Annotated in this window: 9 protein-coding genes and 1 pseudogene; 6 read left to right on the forward strand and 4 right to left on the reverse strand. The window is 51.6% G+C overall.

The window, feature by feature from the left end; all coding sequences use genetic code 11:
• Nucleotides 1-29: 29 nt before the first annotated feature.
• Nucleotides 30-5,240, forward strand: coding sequence for a translocation/assembly module TamB domain-containing protein (locus AC286M_RS25755; RefSeq protein ID WP_488207091.1), 5,211 nt, complete (start codon nucleotides 30-32; stop codon nucleotides 5,238-5,240).
• A 235-nt stretch (nucleotides 5,241-5,475) separates the two neighbouring features.
• Nucleotides 5,476-6,648: a DNA double-strand break repair nuclease NurA gene (locus AC286M_RS25760; protein WP_488207092.1), complete on the forward strand. Its 1,173-nt coding sequence runs from the start codon at nucleotides 5,476-5,478 to the stop codon at nucleotides 6,646-6,648.
• A 59-nt stretch (nucleotides 6,649-6,707) separates the two neighbouring features.
• Here the strand turns inward: AC286M_RS25760 and AC286M_RS25765 are convergent, their stop codons facing one another.
• A complete protein-coding gene (locus AC286M_RS25765) occupies nucleotides 6,708-6,929 on the reverse strand; it encodes a hypothetical protein (RefSeq protein WP_488207093.1) in 222 nt (73 codons plus the stop codon).
• Between the two features lie 253 nt (nucleotides 6,930-7,182).
• Here AC286M_RS25765 and uvrB point away from each other — a divergent pair, with 253 nt between their 5' ends.
• From uvrB to AC286M_RS25785, 4 genes and pseudogenes are all read left to right on the forward strand, one after another.
• Nucleotides 7,183-9,201 (forward strand): excinuclease ABC subunit UvrB, encoded by a 2,019-nt coding sequence (uvrB, locus tag AC286M_RS25770; protein ID WP_488207094.1) that lies wholly within the window; start codon nucleotides 7,183-7,185, stop codon nucleotides 9,199-9,201.
• Nucleotides 9,202-9,355: 154 nt separating this feature from the next.
• A complete protein-coding gene (locus AC286M_RS25775; RefSeq protein ID WP_488207095.1) occupies nucleotides 9,356-10,201 on the forward strand; it encodes a GGDEF domain-containing protein in 846 nt (281 codons plus the stop codon).
• 108 nt (nucleotides 10,202-10,309) lie between these two features.
• Nucleotides 10,310-11,523: pseudogene (gene bioF, locus AC286M_RS25780) on the forward strand (8-amino-7-oxononanoate synthase).
• Nucleotides 11,524-11,539: 16 nt separating this feature from the next.
• On the forward strand, nucleotides 11,540-12,157 hold the full coding sequence (locus tag AC286M_RS25785; protein ID WP_488207096.1) for a nucleotidyltransferase family protein: 618 nt from the start codon (nucleotides 11,540-11,542) through the stop codon (nucleotides 12,155-12,157).
• A 19-nt stretch (nucleotides 12,158-12,176) separates the two neighbouring features.
• On the opposite strand, the gene AC286M_RS25790 is transcribed toward AC286M_RS25785, so the two are convergent.
• The 3 genes from AC286M_RS25790 to AC286M_RS25800 form a co-directional block, all read right to left on the reverse strand.
• The gene (locus AC286M_RS25790; protein WP_488207097.1) at nucleotides 12,177-13,064 is read right to left on the reverse strand and encodes an isocitrate lyase/PEP mutase family protein; all 888 of its coding nucleotides are present in this window, start codon (nucleotides 13,062-13,064) and stop codon (nucleotides 12,177-12,179) included.
• A 62-nt stretch (nucleotides 13,065-13,126) separates the two neighbouring features.
• Nucleotides 13,127-13,777: a DUF3226 domain-containing protein gene (locus AC286M_RS25795; RefSeq protein ID WP_488207098.1), complete on the reverse strand. Its 651-nt coding sequence runs from the start codon at nucleotides 13,775-13,777 to the stop codon at nucleotides 13,127-13,129.
• A gap of 3 nt (nucleotides 13,778-13,780) precedes the next feature.
• A complete protein-coding gene (locus AC286M_RS25800; RefSeq protein ID WP_488207099.1) occupies nucleotides 13,781-14,896 on the reverse strand; it encodes an AAA family ATPase in 1,116 nt (371 codons plus the stop codon).
• Nucleotides 14,897-15,004 lie beyond the last annotated feature (108 nt).

Below are 15,004 nucleotides of genomic sequence, written 5' to 3' on the forward strand. Positions count from 1 at the left end.
CCCAATTATTCATCACCTGAAGTCTGCGGATGACCAGTCCTGATCCAAATCGGCCCCAGTCGGAGTCAGAATCTCCTCCGTCTTCTCGGCGACGCCGACGGATTCTTAATGCGATCGCAATTACGGGCATCTCATTTGGCACACTGGGCATCCTGGGCTATTTGGCGTTGAGCACCTGGATCTATCGTGAACTGCCGTCGTTCCTGAAAAATCGGCTGGAAGAAACATTAGATCGAGAGGTGAAAATTGGTGAGGTTGAGAACTTTACCCTGACTCGGATTCGCTTTGGCCCTTCCTCCATTCCGGCCACGCCTACCGATCCAGACCGGATTGCCACGGAAGCGATTGACTTAAGCATTAATCCATTTCCCCTGATCAGAAAGAATCTGCATCTCGACATTGAGCTGCTGGAACCCGTTCTCTACATCGAGCAAGCAGAAGATGGCAGTTGGCTCGATCTGGAATTTGATTCTCAAGGCGGCGAGTTTCCGCTCGATATTGACGCCACAATTGAGCTGAAGGAGGCAGATGCGGCCTTTTTACCGCTCAATACCAACAAAGCGATCGGGGTTTCGGCCAACGGTACATTACAGGTCGTTGGGGGCTCAGAGCAGCAAACCTTCAGGTATGACTTCATTGCCGAACTGGCGGATGGCGTGGCCGAAATTCAGGGTGAAACTTTAAACGACGAAGCGGCTACGAAGGCGACTGCTTTACTCCGCGATATTCAGTTAGCCCAGCTCACGCCGCTATTGGACTCACTCGGACTGCGTTTACCCGTTGAGGTGGTGGATGGTGAACTAAGCGCGAATTTGCGGGTTGTCCTGCCGTCCATTCGAGAATTATCGTCGCTGTCGCTGTATGGCACAGTGGCGCTGGATCAGCTGGCGGCCCAGGTAGAACCGCTGGAGCCGCCCATCACGCTGGAGGGAATGGCTCGCTTTGTGGATCAAACGGTTGTGCTGGAATCGCTGGAAGCGGCGGTTGACGATACCGTGGCGGAGCTAGAGGGCACGATTAATTTCGATAGGGGCTACAACCTCGACATTGACGTACCCTCGGTCGAGTTTGAAGATGTACTGGCCCTAGCTGAAATTGAAGAGTTGCCGATTGAGCTGCAAGGGGCTATCCAAGCTGAGTTTGAGCTGACCGGAGAGATTGACGATCCGCAGTTGGCTGGGGTAATTCGCAATCTCCGCACGACGCAGATCGACGAAGTGGCGCTTGATGATCTGCGAGTTGAGTTTGAAGCCAGCTTGGAGCGGTTTGTGCTGGAAGAACTGGCAGTTTCGCCAGTCGTTGGAGGAGACATCCGGGCAGAAGGCTTTATTCAATTTGAGAGCTTTGAGGAGTTTCTGAGCAATCCCATCGCGCTGGATTTAGACGTTGAAAATTTACCGACTGATACGCTGGCGGCTCTGTATGGTGCAACCACACCGAATATCCGCTTTGGGGTACTAAACGCCAACGGTCGCATCGGTGGCACCCTGGAGGATCTAACAGGTGGCGTAACCTGGCGACTACCCAATGCTTATGCGGAGGCGACAGGCGCGATCGCAGCTTTGGGTGAACTTCAACTGGAAGGTTCGAATTTACTGATCCGAGACACGCGCTTCAATCTGGTTGAGCAGGCGGGAGCGGTACTGGTAACCGGACAGGCCAATCTCGACACCAGCGCCTGGCAGTCGCAAATTCAGGCGCTGAATGTGGACTTGTCGCAGATTCCAGCTCTGCGCGATGCGCTGCAATCCTCGGCAACGCTGGCTTCAACGGCTCGATCTGATCGGCTCAATGCTCAGCTTGCTCTATCGGGTAACTTTGCCAGCTTATTCAACGACACGCCAACCACCACGATTACCGCAGATGCGATCGCAGCTCAACTGGGCGACCAGGCAGTTACCGCTGCCGGACAGTTTGACATTACGCAAGTGCCCGGTGGATCGCTGATTGTCTCAACGCTGCTGGATGTGACAGCTCAATCAAACCTGGCCTCACTGCCCCAAGCGCTGATTAACCAGCAGGTGCGCGATCGCAACATTGACCTGCGCGGTCTAGCTAACTTCCAGGGCCAGCTCCAGGCTGATAATCTGCTTAGCGGCCTGACGGCACCCGGTAACTTGAACCTGACGGGCAATTTGAACCTAGCCGATTTTGCGCTGAATCAAATCGCCTTTGAGTCGCTGTTATCTGGCTCCGTCAGCATCACACCAGGACAGGAAATTGTGCTGGATTTGCGGGGACAAACGCGGGCTGCGGGTCGCGATCGCATTGCCGCTCGGCTCACGCCCTGCGTTGAAGCACGCTGTCAGCTCCCCTATCTGCCGGAATTTATTGCCCTGCGCCAGGGCGGATTATCGCCAGATGCGGTTATTGTTTCCGGTGAGCGCCGGGGCGATATTTTAGATGTCTCGCTTGAAAACTTCTCGCTGGCGCTCTTCGATCTGGCACCGGGGCAACAGGTGGGGCTGCAAGGCCCATTACAGGGGCAGGTGACAGGCGATATTGCCTTTAATCTCTTCACCTTTGACACCAGTGGCAGTATTACCGTTGAGCAACCCGGCTTGGACTACATCTTGGCCAATCAGTTCACGGCGGATTTCACCTATCGAGATGGCATTGTTGAACTGACTTCTGGTTCACTCTCCCTGCTCGATCGCGCTCAGTCCACAGAGTACGCGTTGCAGGGTCGGCTGAATCTCGCGACCGGAGCGCTGAACGCTCAAATTGACGTGGTGCGCGGCTATGTGCAAGACCTGTTCTTCCTCACCAAAGTGTTTACGGTTGGAGACGTGCAGCGCGGACTGGCGGCCCCAACATACCTGACGGCCAACCAGATTTACACCAATCCCCAAGGTACACCCTACGCCTCGCTGGAATATCAGATTAAGCTGCTGATTGCCGTGACGCGAGATTTACAGCAACTTGCGATCGCACGTCAGCAGGCGACCGCACCGGAATATTTGGATATCCAAGGCGAGTACACAGGCGAGGTTAACATCAGCGGTACGCTTAGCAGTCCCACAGTCGCGTTTGACATTGCTATGCCGCCGGAAGAGAACTGGGTCTGGTATCCCGACGCCCCCTACCTGGTCTACGATGAGCCGCTTGATCTGACGGCTGAACCAGAAGTCGTGGTTGAGCGACCAGAGGCGGATCTCGACACGCAGCAAGAGATTGAAGCCGCCGTTGTAGAAGCTGCGATCGAGCCAGAGGATGATTACAATCGGGCGGAACTGGTCAGAGGGCGCGAGCTGATCATTTCTGACTTCAGTGTCTCAGGTGTCTATCAAAACGGTGCGATTTCTGTGGCACCGGGGACACAGATTGAATTGGAAAATCAAACGCTCCTCACCGTGGCTGGTTCGCTGGCCCCCAGCACCGCTGCCGAGTTTGAGCTATCGGATTTGACGGTGGACGTGATCCGCGAATTTGTCAGTGTTCCGTTTGATATCGAGGGCGAAATCAATGCCAGCGGCCTGATCCAAGGTGGCTTGGGCAATCCGACCGTCACGGGCAATGTTGCCTTTACCGATGCGGAGCTGAATCAGGAACCCGTGACCCCGATCCTGGGCGACTTTCGCTATGCTGATGCGCGGCTCAACTTTGTTACTACACCGGATTCACTGGTTACGGCCAACGCGAATATTCCGCTGCCGCCTTCACCCGGCAATGACGATTTTGAGGCAGACGTTTATCTCGATACGGAAGCGATTCAGGTTTTGTTGGCCTTCACCGATGATCAGGTTGAATGGGTTGATGGTGAAGCGACAGTGGATTTGGATGCTCGGGGACGGCTCGACTTTTCACCTGCCGGACTGCAAGCACTGCGAGCGACTGGGGAAGCCAATTTTGACAATGCCAGGGTCGATATTGCCCGCATTCAGCAATATGTAGTTGACGAGCAGCTTATCCTCAACGGTGAACTTCGGCTCGATCAGGGGCGCATTCGCGCTAACGACGTAGTGGCCCAGTTTGCCGAGGGCGACGTGCTGATTGGCGGTGTACTGCCAATTATTGCGCCCATTGGTTCCGCTGATCCCGATGCCGCTACGCCGCTGACGGTGCTAATTGAGGAGCAGGAATTTGATATCGACAGCTTCTACGATGGCGAGGTGGACGGCAGCGTTGTGCTGACGGGTTCCGCTGCGGCTCCGATTGTCAGCGGCAGTGTGACGCTCTACGATGGCGAGGTTTCAATTCCTGAACGGGAATCCGTCGATCCAGATGACAGCGATCTGGATGATGAGCCTGACACGACCTTTGCTGCGATCGCATCTTTCACCGAAACGCCAGAACCTCAATCGAACTTCGGCTGGACGCCCATCTTTGACGATTTTCAGCTTGTACTCGGTCGAGGCTTCGGCGTAGATAACTTCCCGCTGTACTCGGTTCGCGTCCGAGGGCCGCTAGCCATCAACGGCACCTTAAACAACCTCCAGGCCAATGGGGTAATTGACGTGACTCGCGCTCGCATCAATCTATTTAGCAGCCAGTTTTATCTCACTCGCCGCCCCGAAGGGCAAACTATCACCTTCTCGCCGGAATTAGAACTGACCAATCCCTATGTGAACGTGCAGCTTTCTGCTACGGCGTTCGAAAACTTTGCCCTGCGGCGCGAGGAAGTTTCAGAATCCGAAATTCGCGATGACATTATTCCTAATATTCGTCCCGAAGAAATCGAGGTGTTTCTGACGATAGACGGCCCAGCCCAAAGTCTGCTGCCTGACGATCCGCTAACCTCTGCCGCTGAATATTGCCAAGTGCGATCGCCCGCTACGTTTTTGGGTGAAAGTTTAGTTACGCCCGAACATCTCCAGTCGCTGGAAGACTGCTTGTTGCTCACTGCTCTATCGGGCGACCTGCAAGACCAGCAGGTAATTCAGTCCCCCGTTGTTGAATTGAGCAGCGTTCCGGAGCGGAGCAATAGCCAAATCGTGTCGCTGTTGGGCAACCAATTTTTGGCCTTTGCCGAAGAAGCAGAAGAGGTCATTTCGGGTGGCAGTGAAGAAGATATCGTCCTATTTGGTGTGTCTGAATTTGTGGTTAAGCCGCTGATTCAGAACTGGCTGCGGGATGTCGATGACTTTACCGATTCCTTAGGCGAAGAAGTGGGCCTCTCGCAGTTTCGTGTTTTGCCAACGGTGCGAGCGACTCGTCAACTTGATGAGGATTCTGCGCTTGATTTTCAGTATGACTATCAATATGGTCAGTTCCGAGTGCAGTATCGGTTAAGGTTTTAGGTTAGTTCATAGTTGATGGTTGATGGTTGGTAGTGAATGGTTATGGTTGATGGTTGGTAATTGATGGGTTAATGGTTTGTAGTTGATGGTTGATGGTCATAGTTCATTAGTTTATAGAGTGGGTTGGCGACAAAACAGTACGTCTAAACTAATATAGATGCAGCCCAGAAACGCAGCTCCCCTGCTCCCTCGTCCCTAACTCTGTATCTCTGTTAATCAGCAACGAATTAAGCCTATGCCCCTCAAACAGTCTGATATTTGGCAACAGCTCCAGGAGAAACGGGAACAGTTCAAACTTCACAATCAAGAAACGCTGAAGTATCTCCAGCAGTATCGCGCGGCGCTGCGGCATATCAGCAAGCTTTCCGCCAAAGAATGGAAACAGCGGGTGAATAGCCTGCCGCCGCTCAGTGGTGCGATTCCAATTGAATCGTTTGTTGAAACAGAACAAGGTGCGATCGCACATCGCCTGACCTGGGGCAGCCGGGAAGAGAGCTTGGCCTGGGTGCGGGACAAAATTACCGGGGTGGCCACGTTTGCGGTGGATGGGTCGCAGATTTATCCCAGCAAGGATATTTCGCTGCTGGTAGCGCTGGTGCAGGTGGGCTGGTACGAGAACCTGCATAAAGACGAGGGGGCGTATAGCAAAGATATTGAAGTGGAGGTGATGACGCCAATTGATCTAGCAGTTGAAGATCGGCGGGAGCTGATTGACCGGAAGGTAAATATGCGCCGCTTTCAGATGGAAACTGACTGTCTGGTGCGCTATATGGAAGCCCATGAAGGCGATGAAAACTGCCTGGTCTTCTTCGATGGTTCACTGGTGGCGACGTTCGCCGAAGCCTTTGACTTAAACAGTCAAAAGTTTTACGTTTCCTGTCTCACCCGCCTGCTCAATGCCAGTCAAACCTTTCGCGTTCCTCTGGTCGGCTATGTCGATACGTCCTATGCCCGCGACTTGACCACCATGCTTCAGCACATGGAGCAACTGCCCGATGTGGAATCGATTCACGACGCCCAGATTTTGAATACGGTTTTGAAAGACCGCTGGGGCGATCGCACTCCCCTATGCTTGTGCGATCGCAGCGGCATCCTGCGCGAATATGGCCACCAGCAGGATCAGATTACGTTTACGTATCTCAAAACTAACCAAAGCTATCCCGCTCGTTTGGAACTGCCTGCCTGGATTTACAAAGCGGGACGCCTAGAACAGGTGATTGACTGGGTCCGCAGCGAAGTGGTCATTGGCGGCGGCTATCCCTATGTGATTGAAACCGCTGACCAAACCGCCGTTCTGCAAGCTGGCGATCGCAACGCGTTCTACCGCATTCTGCAAGACTGGGCCGACACCGAGCAGTTGAATCTTCGCCTCTCGCGCAAGATGGTCAGCAAAGCCCGCCGCCGCTAAGTTTGATAAGTCGTTCTAGGTTTGGCTCAGCTCAAACCTAGAACGACTTAAACTGCTGCTTATGAGGCGAGGGAGCAGTTGGGAAATCGACCGGCTTGGCAGGCGCTGACGATCGCATTGCGGCAGTGCAATGGGCTTTCCCCCGTCTGCTGAGCCACTTCTTTCAGATTAATTAGCGGATGACTGCTTTCAGGCGCTTGCAGATAGAGATCGTAAGCAACTTCTAAGATGTCTTGATCAAGGGGACGGACATTGAGCGTTTTGGCAATGACGTTAAACATGGGAAGAATCTTAAAGAAATTTGGTTTAAAGGCGATTGATTCCGTAAATATACAGAAGCCGCTCTTCGTTCCAAAATCTCCTAAAGATAGACCTAGTGGACGAGAACTCTTTCTACTGATACATACCGGGCGATAGAAAACGGCATAGGGGAATCCGATACAGCCAAAGCCCGCTAGATTCGTCATCATAACTAAATGGGGTATTTCCCCCGTTGCTGTTCAAAAAACTGCTATAAAAACCAAACCTATACATATGGCTAACTTTTCCATCCAGGCCCCTTTTGAACCAATGGGCGATCAGCCAAGTGCGATCGCACAATTAACGGCTGGACTGCGCCAAAATCATCGCTACCAAACCCTGCTCGGTGCCACGGGTACGGGTAAGACGCATACGATTGCGCGGGTGATTGACCAGATTGGCAAGCCAACGCTGGTGCTGGCCCATAACAAAACCCTGGCGGCGCAGTTGTGCAACGAGCTGCGGGAGTTCTTTCCAGATAACGCAGTAGAGTACTTCATCAGCTATTACGACTACTACCAGCCGGAAGCCTACATTCCGGTTACGGATACGTACATCGCCAAGACTGCGTCGATCAACGATGAAATCGACATGCTGCGCCACTCGGCCACGCGATCGCTGTTTGAGCGCAAGGACGTAATCGTGGTGGCGTCGATTAGCTGTATTTACGGTTTGGGAATCCCGTCGGAGTATTTGAAGGCGTCGATTCCGCTCCAGGTGGGCATGGAAGTAAATCAGCGGCAGATTTTGCGCGACCTGGCTTCGGTGCAGTATGAGCGCAATGATTTGGACGTGGGTCGGGGTCGCTTCCGGGTGAAGGGCGACGTGCTGGAAATTGGCCCAGCCTACGAAGACCGGATTATCCGGGTCGAGTTTTTTGGCGATGAGATCGACGCGATTCGCTACATCGATCCGATTACGGGCGAAACGCTACAGAGCATGGATGCGTTGAGTATCTATCCGGCGCGTCACTTTGTCACTCCCGATGAGCGGCTAGAAGAAGCCTGCAATGCCATTCAGTTGGAACTGCGGGAGCGGCTGGAGGAACTGGAGCTAAACGGCAAACTGCTGGAAGCGCAGCGACTGGAACAGCGCACTCGCTACGATCTAGAAATGCTGCGGGAAGTGGGCTACTGCAACGGCGTGGAAAACTATGCCCGTCACCTGGCCGGACGCCTGCCCGGATCGCCGCCGGAGTGCTTAATTGATTATTTCCCCAGCAAAGACTGGCTGCTGGTGATCGATGAGTCTCACGTGACGGTGCCGCAGATTCGGGCCATGTATAACGGCGATCGCGCCCGCAAGACGGTGCTGATTGATCATGGTTTCCGGTTGCCCAGTGCGGCAGATAACCGTCCGCTTAAGGCGGAAGAATTTTGGGAGAAAGTCAACCAGTGTATTTTTGTTTCCGCCACGCCCGGTGACTGGGAGATCCAGATATCTGAAGGACAGGTGGCTGAGCAGGTGATTCGTCCGACGGGTGTACTCGATCCGGAAATTTTCGTCCGTCCCACAGAGGGGCAAGTCGATGATTTACTTGGAGAAATCCAGGAGCGGGCGCAGCGGCAGGAGCGGACGCTGGTGACGACGCTAACCAAACGCATGGCCGAAGACTTAACCGAATATTTTGAAGAACACGGGGTGCGGGTGCGCTATTTGCACTCGGAGATCCACTCAATCGAGCGGATTGAGATTATCCAAGATCTGCGAAACGGGGTGTTTGACGTGCTGATCGGCGTGAACCTGCTGCGGGAAGGATTGGACTTACCGGAAGTCTCCCTCGTTGCCATTCTTGACGCCGATAAGGAAGGCTTCCTGCGGGCTGAGCGATCGCTGATTCAGACCATTGGCCGAGCGGCGCGACATGTGCGGGGGCAAGCGGTACTCTATGCGGACAACTTGACTGACAGCATGGCCAAAGCCATTGGCGAAACCGAGCGGCGGCGACAAATCCAGATGGAGTACAACGAGAAGCACGGTATTACGCCCCAGCCGATCGTCAAGAAACCGAAGAACTCGATTCTGGCCTTCTTAGAAATCTCCCGCCGCTTGAACGCCGAAGAACTAGAGATTGCTTATGAAAACTCCTATGATCTGCCGCTGGAAGATATTCCCCAATTGATTACCCAGCTTGAAGCACAGATGAAAGAGGCCGCCAAGAATCTAGAATTTGAAGAGGCCGCCAAATATCGCGATCGCATTAAGCAACTGCGAGATCGGCTAACGGGTCGTGCGAGTCGATCGCAATCATAATTGAGGGATTACTAATTTTAAGGATAGCTGTGTGTCAGGTAGCTGAATTCCCTGACACATCGTCATCCTCAGATGAAGCAACGCTGTGATAAACATGGACAGATGATGACTGTCGTGCAACTCGTCAGCAGCATGGCCAAACGGTGCCTTATTCATGAGTTCGACTTTAGTACGTTTTCTTGACCATCAATCTCGGCCTTTTCTGATCGGCCTGAGTGCTGCCTTATTCATTGCTATTAGCAGCATTGACTATTTTATTGTGACGGCTGATCTGGGACTGTCCATCTTTTATGTTGCACCGATTTCGATTTTGGCCTGGTATGTCGGTCGCCGCAGTGCCTTTACCTTATCGATTATCAGCGCGATCGCATGGGGGCTAGCCGAATATCGCGCTAAAGAATATTACACTCTCCTATTCCCGATTTGGAATGCGGGCGTACGGCTCACCTTCTTTTGTTTGGTGAGCTATCTGATGGTGTCCTTAAGAGCGGCCTACGAGCGAGAGAAGCAGTTTGCCCGAATTGATGGCCTAACGCAGATTCTGAATCGCCGCTTTTTTATGGAGGTGCTGGAGCAGGAGCTCCTGCGATCGCGCCGCTATCACTATCCCATTACCTTAGCTTATCTAGATCTGGATAACTTCAAAGCCGTCAACGATAAGCAGGGACATCACATGGGCGATCAGCTTTTGCAGCAGGTTGCCCGCACCCTGACGGCCACCCTGCGAGATAGCGATCGCATTGCGCGGCTGGGCGGCGACGAGTTTGCTGTTTTGCTGCCCCATCTGGCCCCTCAAGAAGCAAAGATAGCGCTCAAGCGAATTCACGAACAGCTGCTGTATCAAGTTGAAGCGACCACTTGGGGCGTAGGCTTTAGTTTAGGAGCTGTGACCTGTCAAAGTTCTGCACCCTCGGTTCAAGACCTGCTGAACGAAGCCGACCGCCTCATGTATACCGTCAAAAACGGCGGCAAAAATCAAGTTCGACACCAGGTCATTTAAAGTAAATCTGCCGATCAATCCGCCAAAACTGCATGAAGTCAGTCTGAATTCCTTTGGGTGAAGCGCAATATTATAATAGCGAAGCCGTCACGGTAATACGAAAACACTATGGCTGCTCCTTATGCCTGGATTGAACAGTCCCTCAACACCATTCATCGCGCAAACTGGCATCGCTCAGTTCAGACCATTGAAAGTCAGTCCGGGGCAGTCGTTCTGCTAGAAGGCACGCCACTGATCAATTTTGCTAGCAATGATTATTTAGGACTCGCCAGCGACCCCCGCCTAGCCAAAGCTGCGATCGCAGCGATTAAAGAATATGGCACTAGCAGCACCGGGTCGCGCTTACTCAGCGGTCAGCGAGAACTACATAGCCAGATCGAATTAGCCATCGCCCGTTTCAAACAAACCGAAGATGCGCTGGTTTTTAGTTCGGGCTATCTGGCCAACATCGGCACCATCAAGGCTCTCGTCGATCATCGCGATTTGATTGTGTCGGATCAATATAACCACTCCAGCCTGCGCAATGGAGCGGCGATGAGTGGCGCAACGGTGGTGGACTATGCCCACTGTGACCTGACCGATTTAAAACTCAGCTTGAAACGCACCGCGATCGCAGTCGCCGCTGCCTGATTATTACCGACAGCGTCTTTAGTATGGATGGCGATCTCTGTCCCCTGCCCGGAATCTTAGACTTGGCCGATCAGTTTGACTGCATGGTGCTAGTGGATGAGGCCCACGGCACGGGTGTTTTGGGCGAAACGGGCGCAGGCTGTGTAGAGCACTTTGGCTGTACCAACCGTCCGCTGATTCAAATCGGCACATTGAGCAAAGCAATGGGCAGTTTGGGCGGCTATGTTGCCGCGTCGGCGCAAATAATTGATTGGCTGCGCAACCGTGCCCCTAGCTGGATTTACACCACAGCGCTCACTCCGGCAGATACTGCGGCGGCGTTGATGGGGTTGAAAATTGTCCAGGCCGAACCGGAACGGCGATCGCAACTGTGGAAAAATGTGCAGCAGTTTCAAATGGGATTAGATCAATTGTTCAAGGAAGAGGCCGCACAGAATCCCGATGCGCCTCAGCGCATTCCGTCCGAGTCAGCTATTGTTGGTCTCCGAGTCAAAGATGCCGAGACGGTACTGAGTATCGGCCATCGGCTTAAGGATCACGGGATTTTTGCGGCGGCGGTGCGTCCTCCAACCGTACTCACCAGCCGTCTCCGCTTTACGCTGATGGCTACTCATACGCCGGAACACATCCGCTACTTGCTGGAGGCGATCGCATGTTTGACACAGATGACAAACGCCCAGCTCGCTCAGTAGGCCAAGATCAACGCCTATGCCCTCTACGGTTGCCATCGTCTTAGCGGCTGGAGCCTCAAGTCGGATGGGGCAGTGCAAAGCACTTTTGCCCTGGCTCAACGGGTCTACCCTGCTGTCCTATCAGATTGCCCAGCTTCAGCAATCCGGTGTGCATCCGGTTGTCGTCCTGAGTCCGCAAACTACAGCAAACTGCGATCGCGTCTTAGCTCAATTCCAACGCAACGCTCAAAATCTGACATGCGTCGTCAATCCAGAGCCAGCACGCGGCAAAACAAGCTCCATTTTGACCGGACTCCACGCGATTCCAATCCCCTGGCACACCCTAATTGTTTCCGCCGTCGATCAGCCCCGTCCCGCCTGGTTCTACCAAACATTGCTCAATGCCCACCACCAGCACACTGCTCTAATCACCCTACCGACGTTCCAGGGACGCTCTGGGCATCCCGTTTTATTTGATGCAACCTTGCAACCAGAGCTGGCACGTATCCAAGAAGACAGTCTCGGACTGCGCGCCGTTGTGCAAACCCATGCCACCAACGTACAAAAAATTGACCTGCAAAGTGCGATCGCGCTGGCTGATTTGAACACACCTGATATCTATCAACAGGCCCTCGAACAATTTCAATCGGCTTAGCACGCTGCATTCGGCTACATTAGTCAGTTGGCCGGAGAGAAAACTGCTGCTCTAGCTGGCGATAGTGGGGCACGTCAATAATTTGCTCAAAGTCATGAAACGAAATCGGTGTTTCCAAGCCCAGCGTTGTCTGATGCTGGTGCAAATGCTGGAAGCACTGCTGTAGAGCATGAGTGGCCGCAAACAGCCCCGCCAGCGGATGAACAATAATCTTATAGCCTAACTCCTGGAGTTCCACTGGCGTCATCAGCGGCGTTTTGCCGCCCTGAATCATATTGGCGAAGAGAGGGATATTAGGGAATGCAGTTGTGATCGCGCGTAACTCCTCAGCCGACTGGGGCGCTTCAATAAACAGCACGTCCGCCCCTGCGTCGATATACATCTGACCTCGATGAATCGCTTCGTCTAATCCCAACGGCGCACGGGCATCAGTGCGGGCAATCAGCACAAACTCGCTCTCGCCTCGCGCATGAACGGCGGCACGGATTTTCTGCACATGCTCAGCGACTGGAATCACCCGCTTGCCCTCAAAGTGACCACACTTTTTCGGCCACTCCTGATCTTCCAAAATCATGCCCGCCATGCCAAACCGCAAACAGTCCTCCACGGTGCGGATCACGTTGAGCGGATTGCCGTAGCCCGTATCCATATCGGCAATCAGAGGAATCTCAATCGCCGCTGCCATATGTCCCACCGTTTCAATCATCTCCGTCGCCGTCACAAACCCATAGTCAGGCCGACCAAGCAGGGACGCCGCAATGCCAAAACCGCTAGTAAACACAGCTTCAAAACCCACCTGCTGAGCAATCTTGGCGCTGAGGCAGTCATACACACCCGGTAGAACTATCGGTTCGGGACGCTGAAGCAGAGAACGAAACTGTTGAGCAGGAGTTGTAGAAGACGGCATTTCTGATCAGTATGAGCTGCTAATAAAGTAGAGGAGTTGAGTAAGCAAGAAATCTTACTTACTCAACTCAAATCGTATAAAGTCTTAAACCAAGTCACAAATTTCTGAGCATTAGGATGTGTGGGATCGAAAACACGGTTTTTGACGGCTTCATGTAGTTGTTGCCCTGGAGAACTTTGCCAAGCCAACCATGTATAGATGTTAGCCTTATCAAGTTTCTGTTCAGTTAGTCTTGCACCTTTCCTCCTTGCCTCTTGAACAGCTTCTTGAGCAAACTGCCAAAGTTCTTGATTATCTGATGGAATTAAATAGGCTAGGAAAGTTTCTAGCATACCCCGCATCGTGTTGTCTGGCATCATCCAAATACCAAACTTAACCCCATTAGGTATAGCCTGTATTAGGCCATCTACTGGCAAGGTTTCAGGTATCTCAGGAATACTCTTTGAAGTAACATTTCTAATGCTTTGCCACCGTGTATCAGGATTATCATCACTATCAATTACGATGCCAAGCGCAGAAAGCCCAGAGCCTTGCAACTCAGTTGAAATGACATCTGGAGCTACTAAACTCTCATATCCACCCTTCGGACGGATATCGACAATTGGCTTCCCCTGATTCACCCAATCAACACCATTTGCAGCTATTAAATATGGTATTGCACGTTTATCTTGCTCTCCTTCTACCAAGAGAACGTTTGGATAGATTTCAGCCATTTCTTACCGCACCTCAATCCCACGTTCTGCTGCAATAGCAATTTGACGCTCAGTAAAAACGACACTAGTTGGCTTGCCTTTTTCAATCCTTTGAATCGTGATCCCTTCCTCACTAGGGTTTTCTGCATTCGCAATAGCCGCTAAACTTGTCCAACAATCGCTACTATGAGTTGTTGCGAAAACTTGAACGTTGAGACGCTTTGCTGTTTTCCAGATCAGCTTCCACATGTCGGCCATTGCAGTGAAGTGTAACCCAGCGTCAATTTCATCAACTAGTAAAATTCCATCTTTTGCATTGACGATTGCCAACGCAAGTCCTAACATTCGTCGGACACCATCTCCCATACTTCCCAAAGGTATACGTTTATCACTGTTATTTAAGCGTAAGAGTAGATTGCTTGGAACTCTTGATGTTATATATCGCCCAGATCCAGATGGAGCTAATCCATATCCAACTGATGCTATACGCTCAATATGTGGCTCCAGAGCTTTCACAGACTGGACGGCTAACTCTTCTTCAGGCGTTAATACAATTTGATCAAAAAGGTCAATAAGATCTTTGCCATTCAGAGATGATGTTGTCAAATATTGCGTAATTTTTCCATAATACTTTCTACTTTCTCGAAACTGAGAAATGTTATGTGATTGTTTTCTTCGAAGTAAAACCAAGTTCGTGGACAACCCTTCATTAATAGATAAAGGAATTTCAATAGCTTCAGTTTCTTTTTCTTTTCCCTTGTACTCAATATTAAGAACCAGCGAGCCAAATTCTTCAGAAATATCTGACTGCATATTCTCTTTTATATAAAAAATTAGTGCATCTTGTCGGTCTTTATGAAAACCTTGTATTGAAAATTGACTACCTGTTCTAATTTCATGCCCGTGAAGTAAATGGCGTATATCTAGATCCCACACGTTTTCGTTTTTTACTGACCATACATATTCCCCACGATTGCTCATTATTTCGCGCAAGGATTCCAGGGGGTCTTGTGAACAAAACAATTGTACAGCTTCTAGAATTGATGTTTTACCGCTATTGTTTTTGCCAACAAGTAAGTTTATTCTGCCAAGCTGCTGAAGCTCGAAAGTTTTGAAACAACGAAAATTTTCGATTCTCACTGATTTCAGCATAATTAACTAAAGCCGTGTTAAATACAGCGTGTCCTATCAGGATAAGTGATATTTTGAGATGGATGGTGAAATCAGGAACTATTCTAAAGATTGGCT

The organism is Thainema salinarum CENA647 (assembly GCF_057732415.1).

Bases quoted from the DNA above. Each gene is read 5' to 3' on its own strand.
- AC286M_RS25755 (WP_488207091.1), top strand. From the start codon at position 30: ATGACCAGTCCTGATCCAAATCGGCCCCAGTCGGAGTCAGAATCTCCT.
- AC286M_RS25760 (WP_488207092.1), top strand. From the start codon at position 5,476: ATGCCCCTCAAACAGTCTGATATTTGGCAACAGCTCCAGGAGAAACGG.
- AC286M_RS25765 (WP_488207093.1), bottom strand. From the start codon at position 6,929: ATGTTTAACGTCATTGCCAAAACGCTCAATGTCCGTCCCCTTGATCAA.
- uvrB (WP_488207094.1), top strand. From the start codon at position 7,183: ATGGCTAACTTTTCCATCCAGGCCCCTTTTGAACCAATGGGCGATCAG.
- AC286M_RS25775 (WP_488207095.1), top strand. From the start codon at position 9,356: ATGAGTTCGACTTTAGTACGTTTTCTTGACCATCAATCTCGGCCTTTT.
- AC286M_RS25785 (WP_488207096.1), top strand. From the start codon at position 11,540: ATGCCCTCTACGGTTGCCATCGTCTTAGCGGCTGGAGCCTCAAGTCGG.
- AC286M_RS25790 (WP_488207097.1), bottom strand. From the start codon at position 13,064: ATGCCGTCTTCTACAACTCCTGCTCAACAGTTTCGTTCTCTGCTTCAG.
- AC286M_RS25795 (WP_488207098.1), bottom strand. From the start codon at position 13,777: ATGGCTGAAATCTATCCAAACGTTCTCTTGGTAGAAGGAGAGCAAGAT.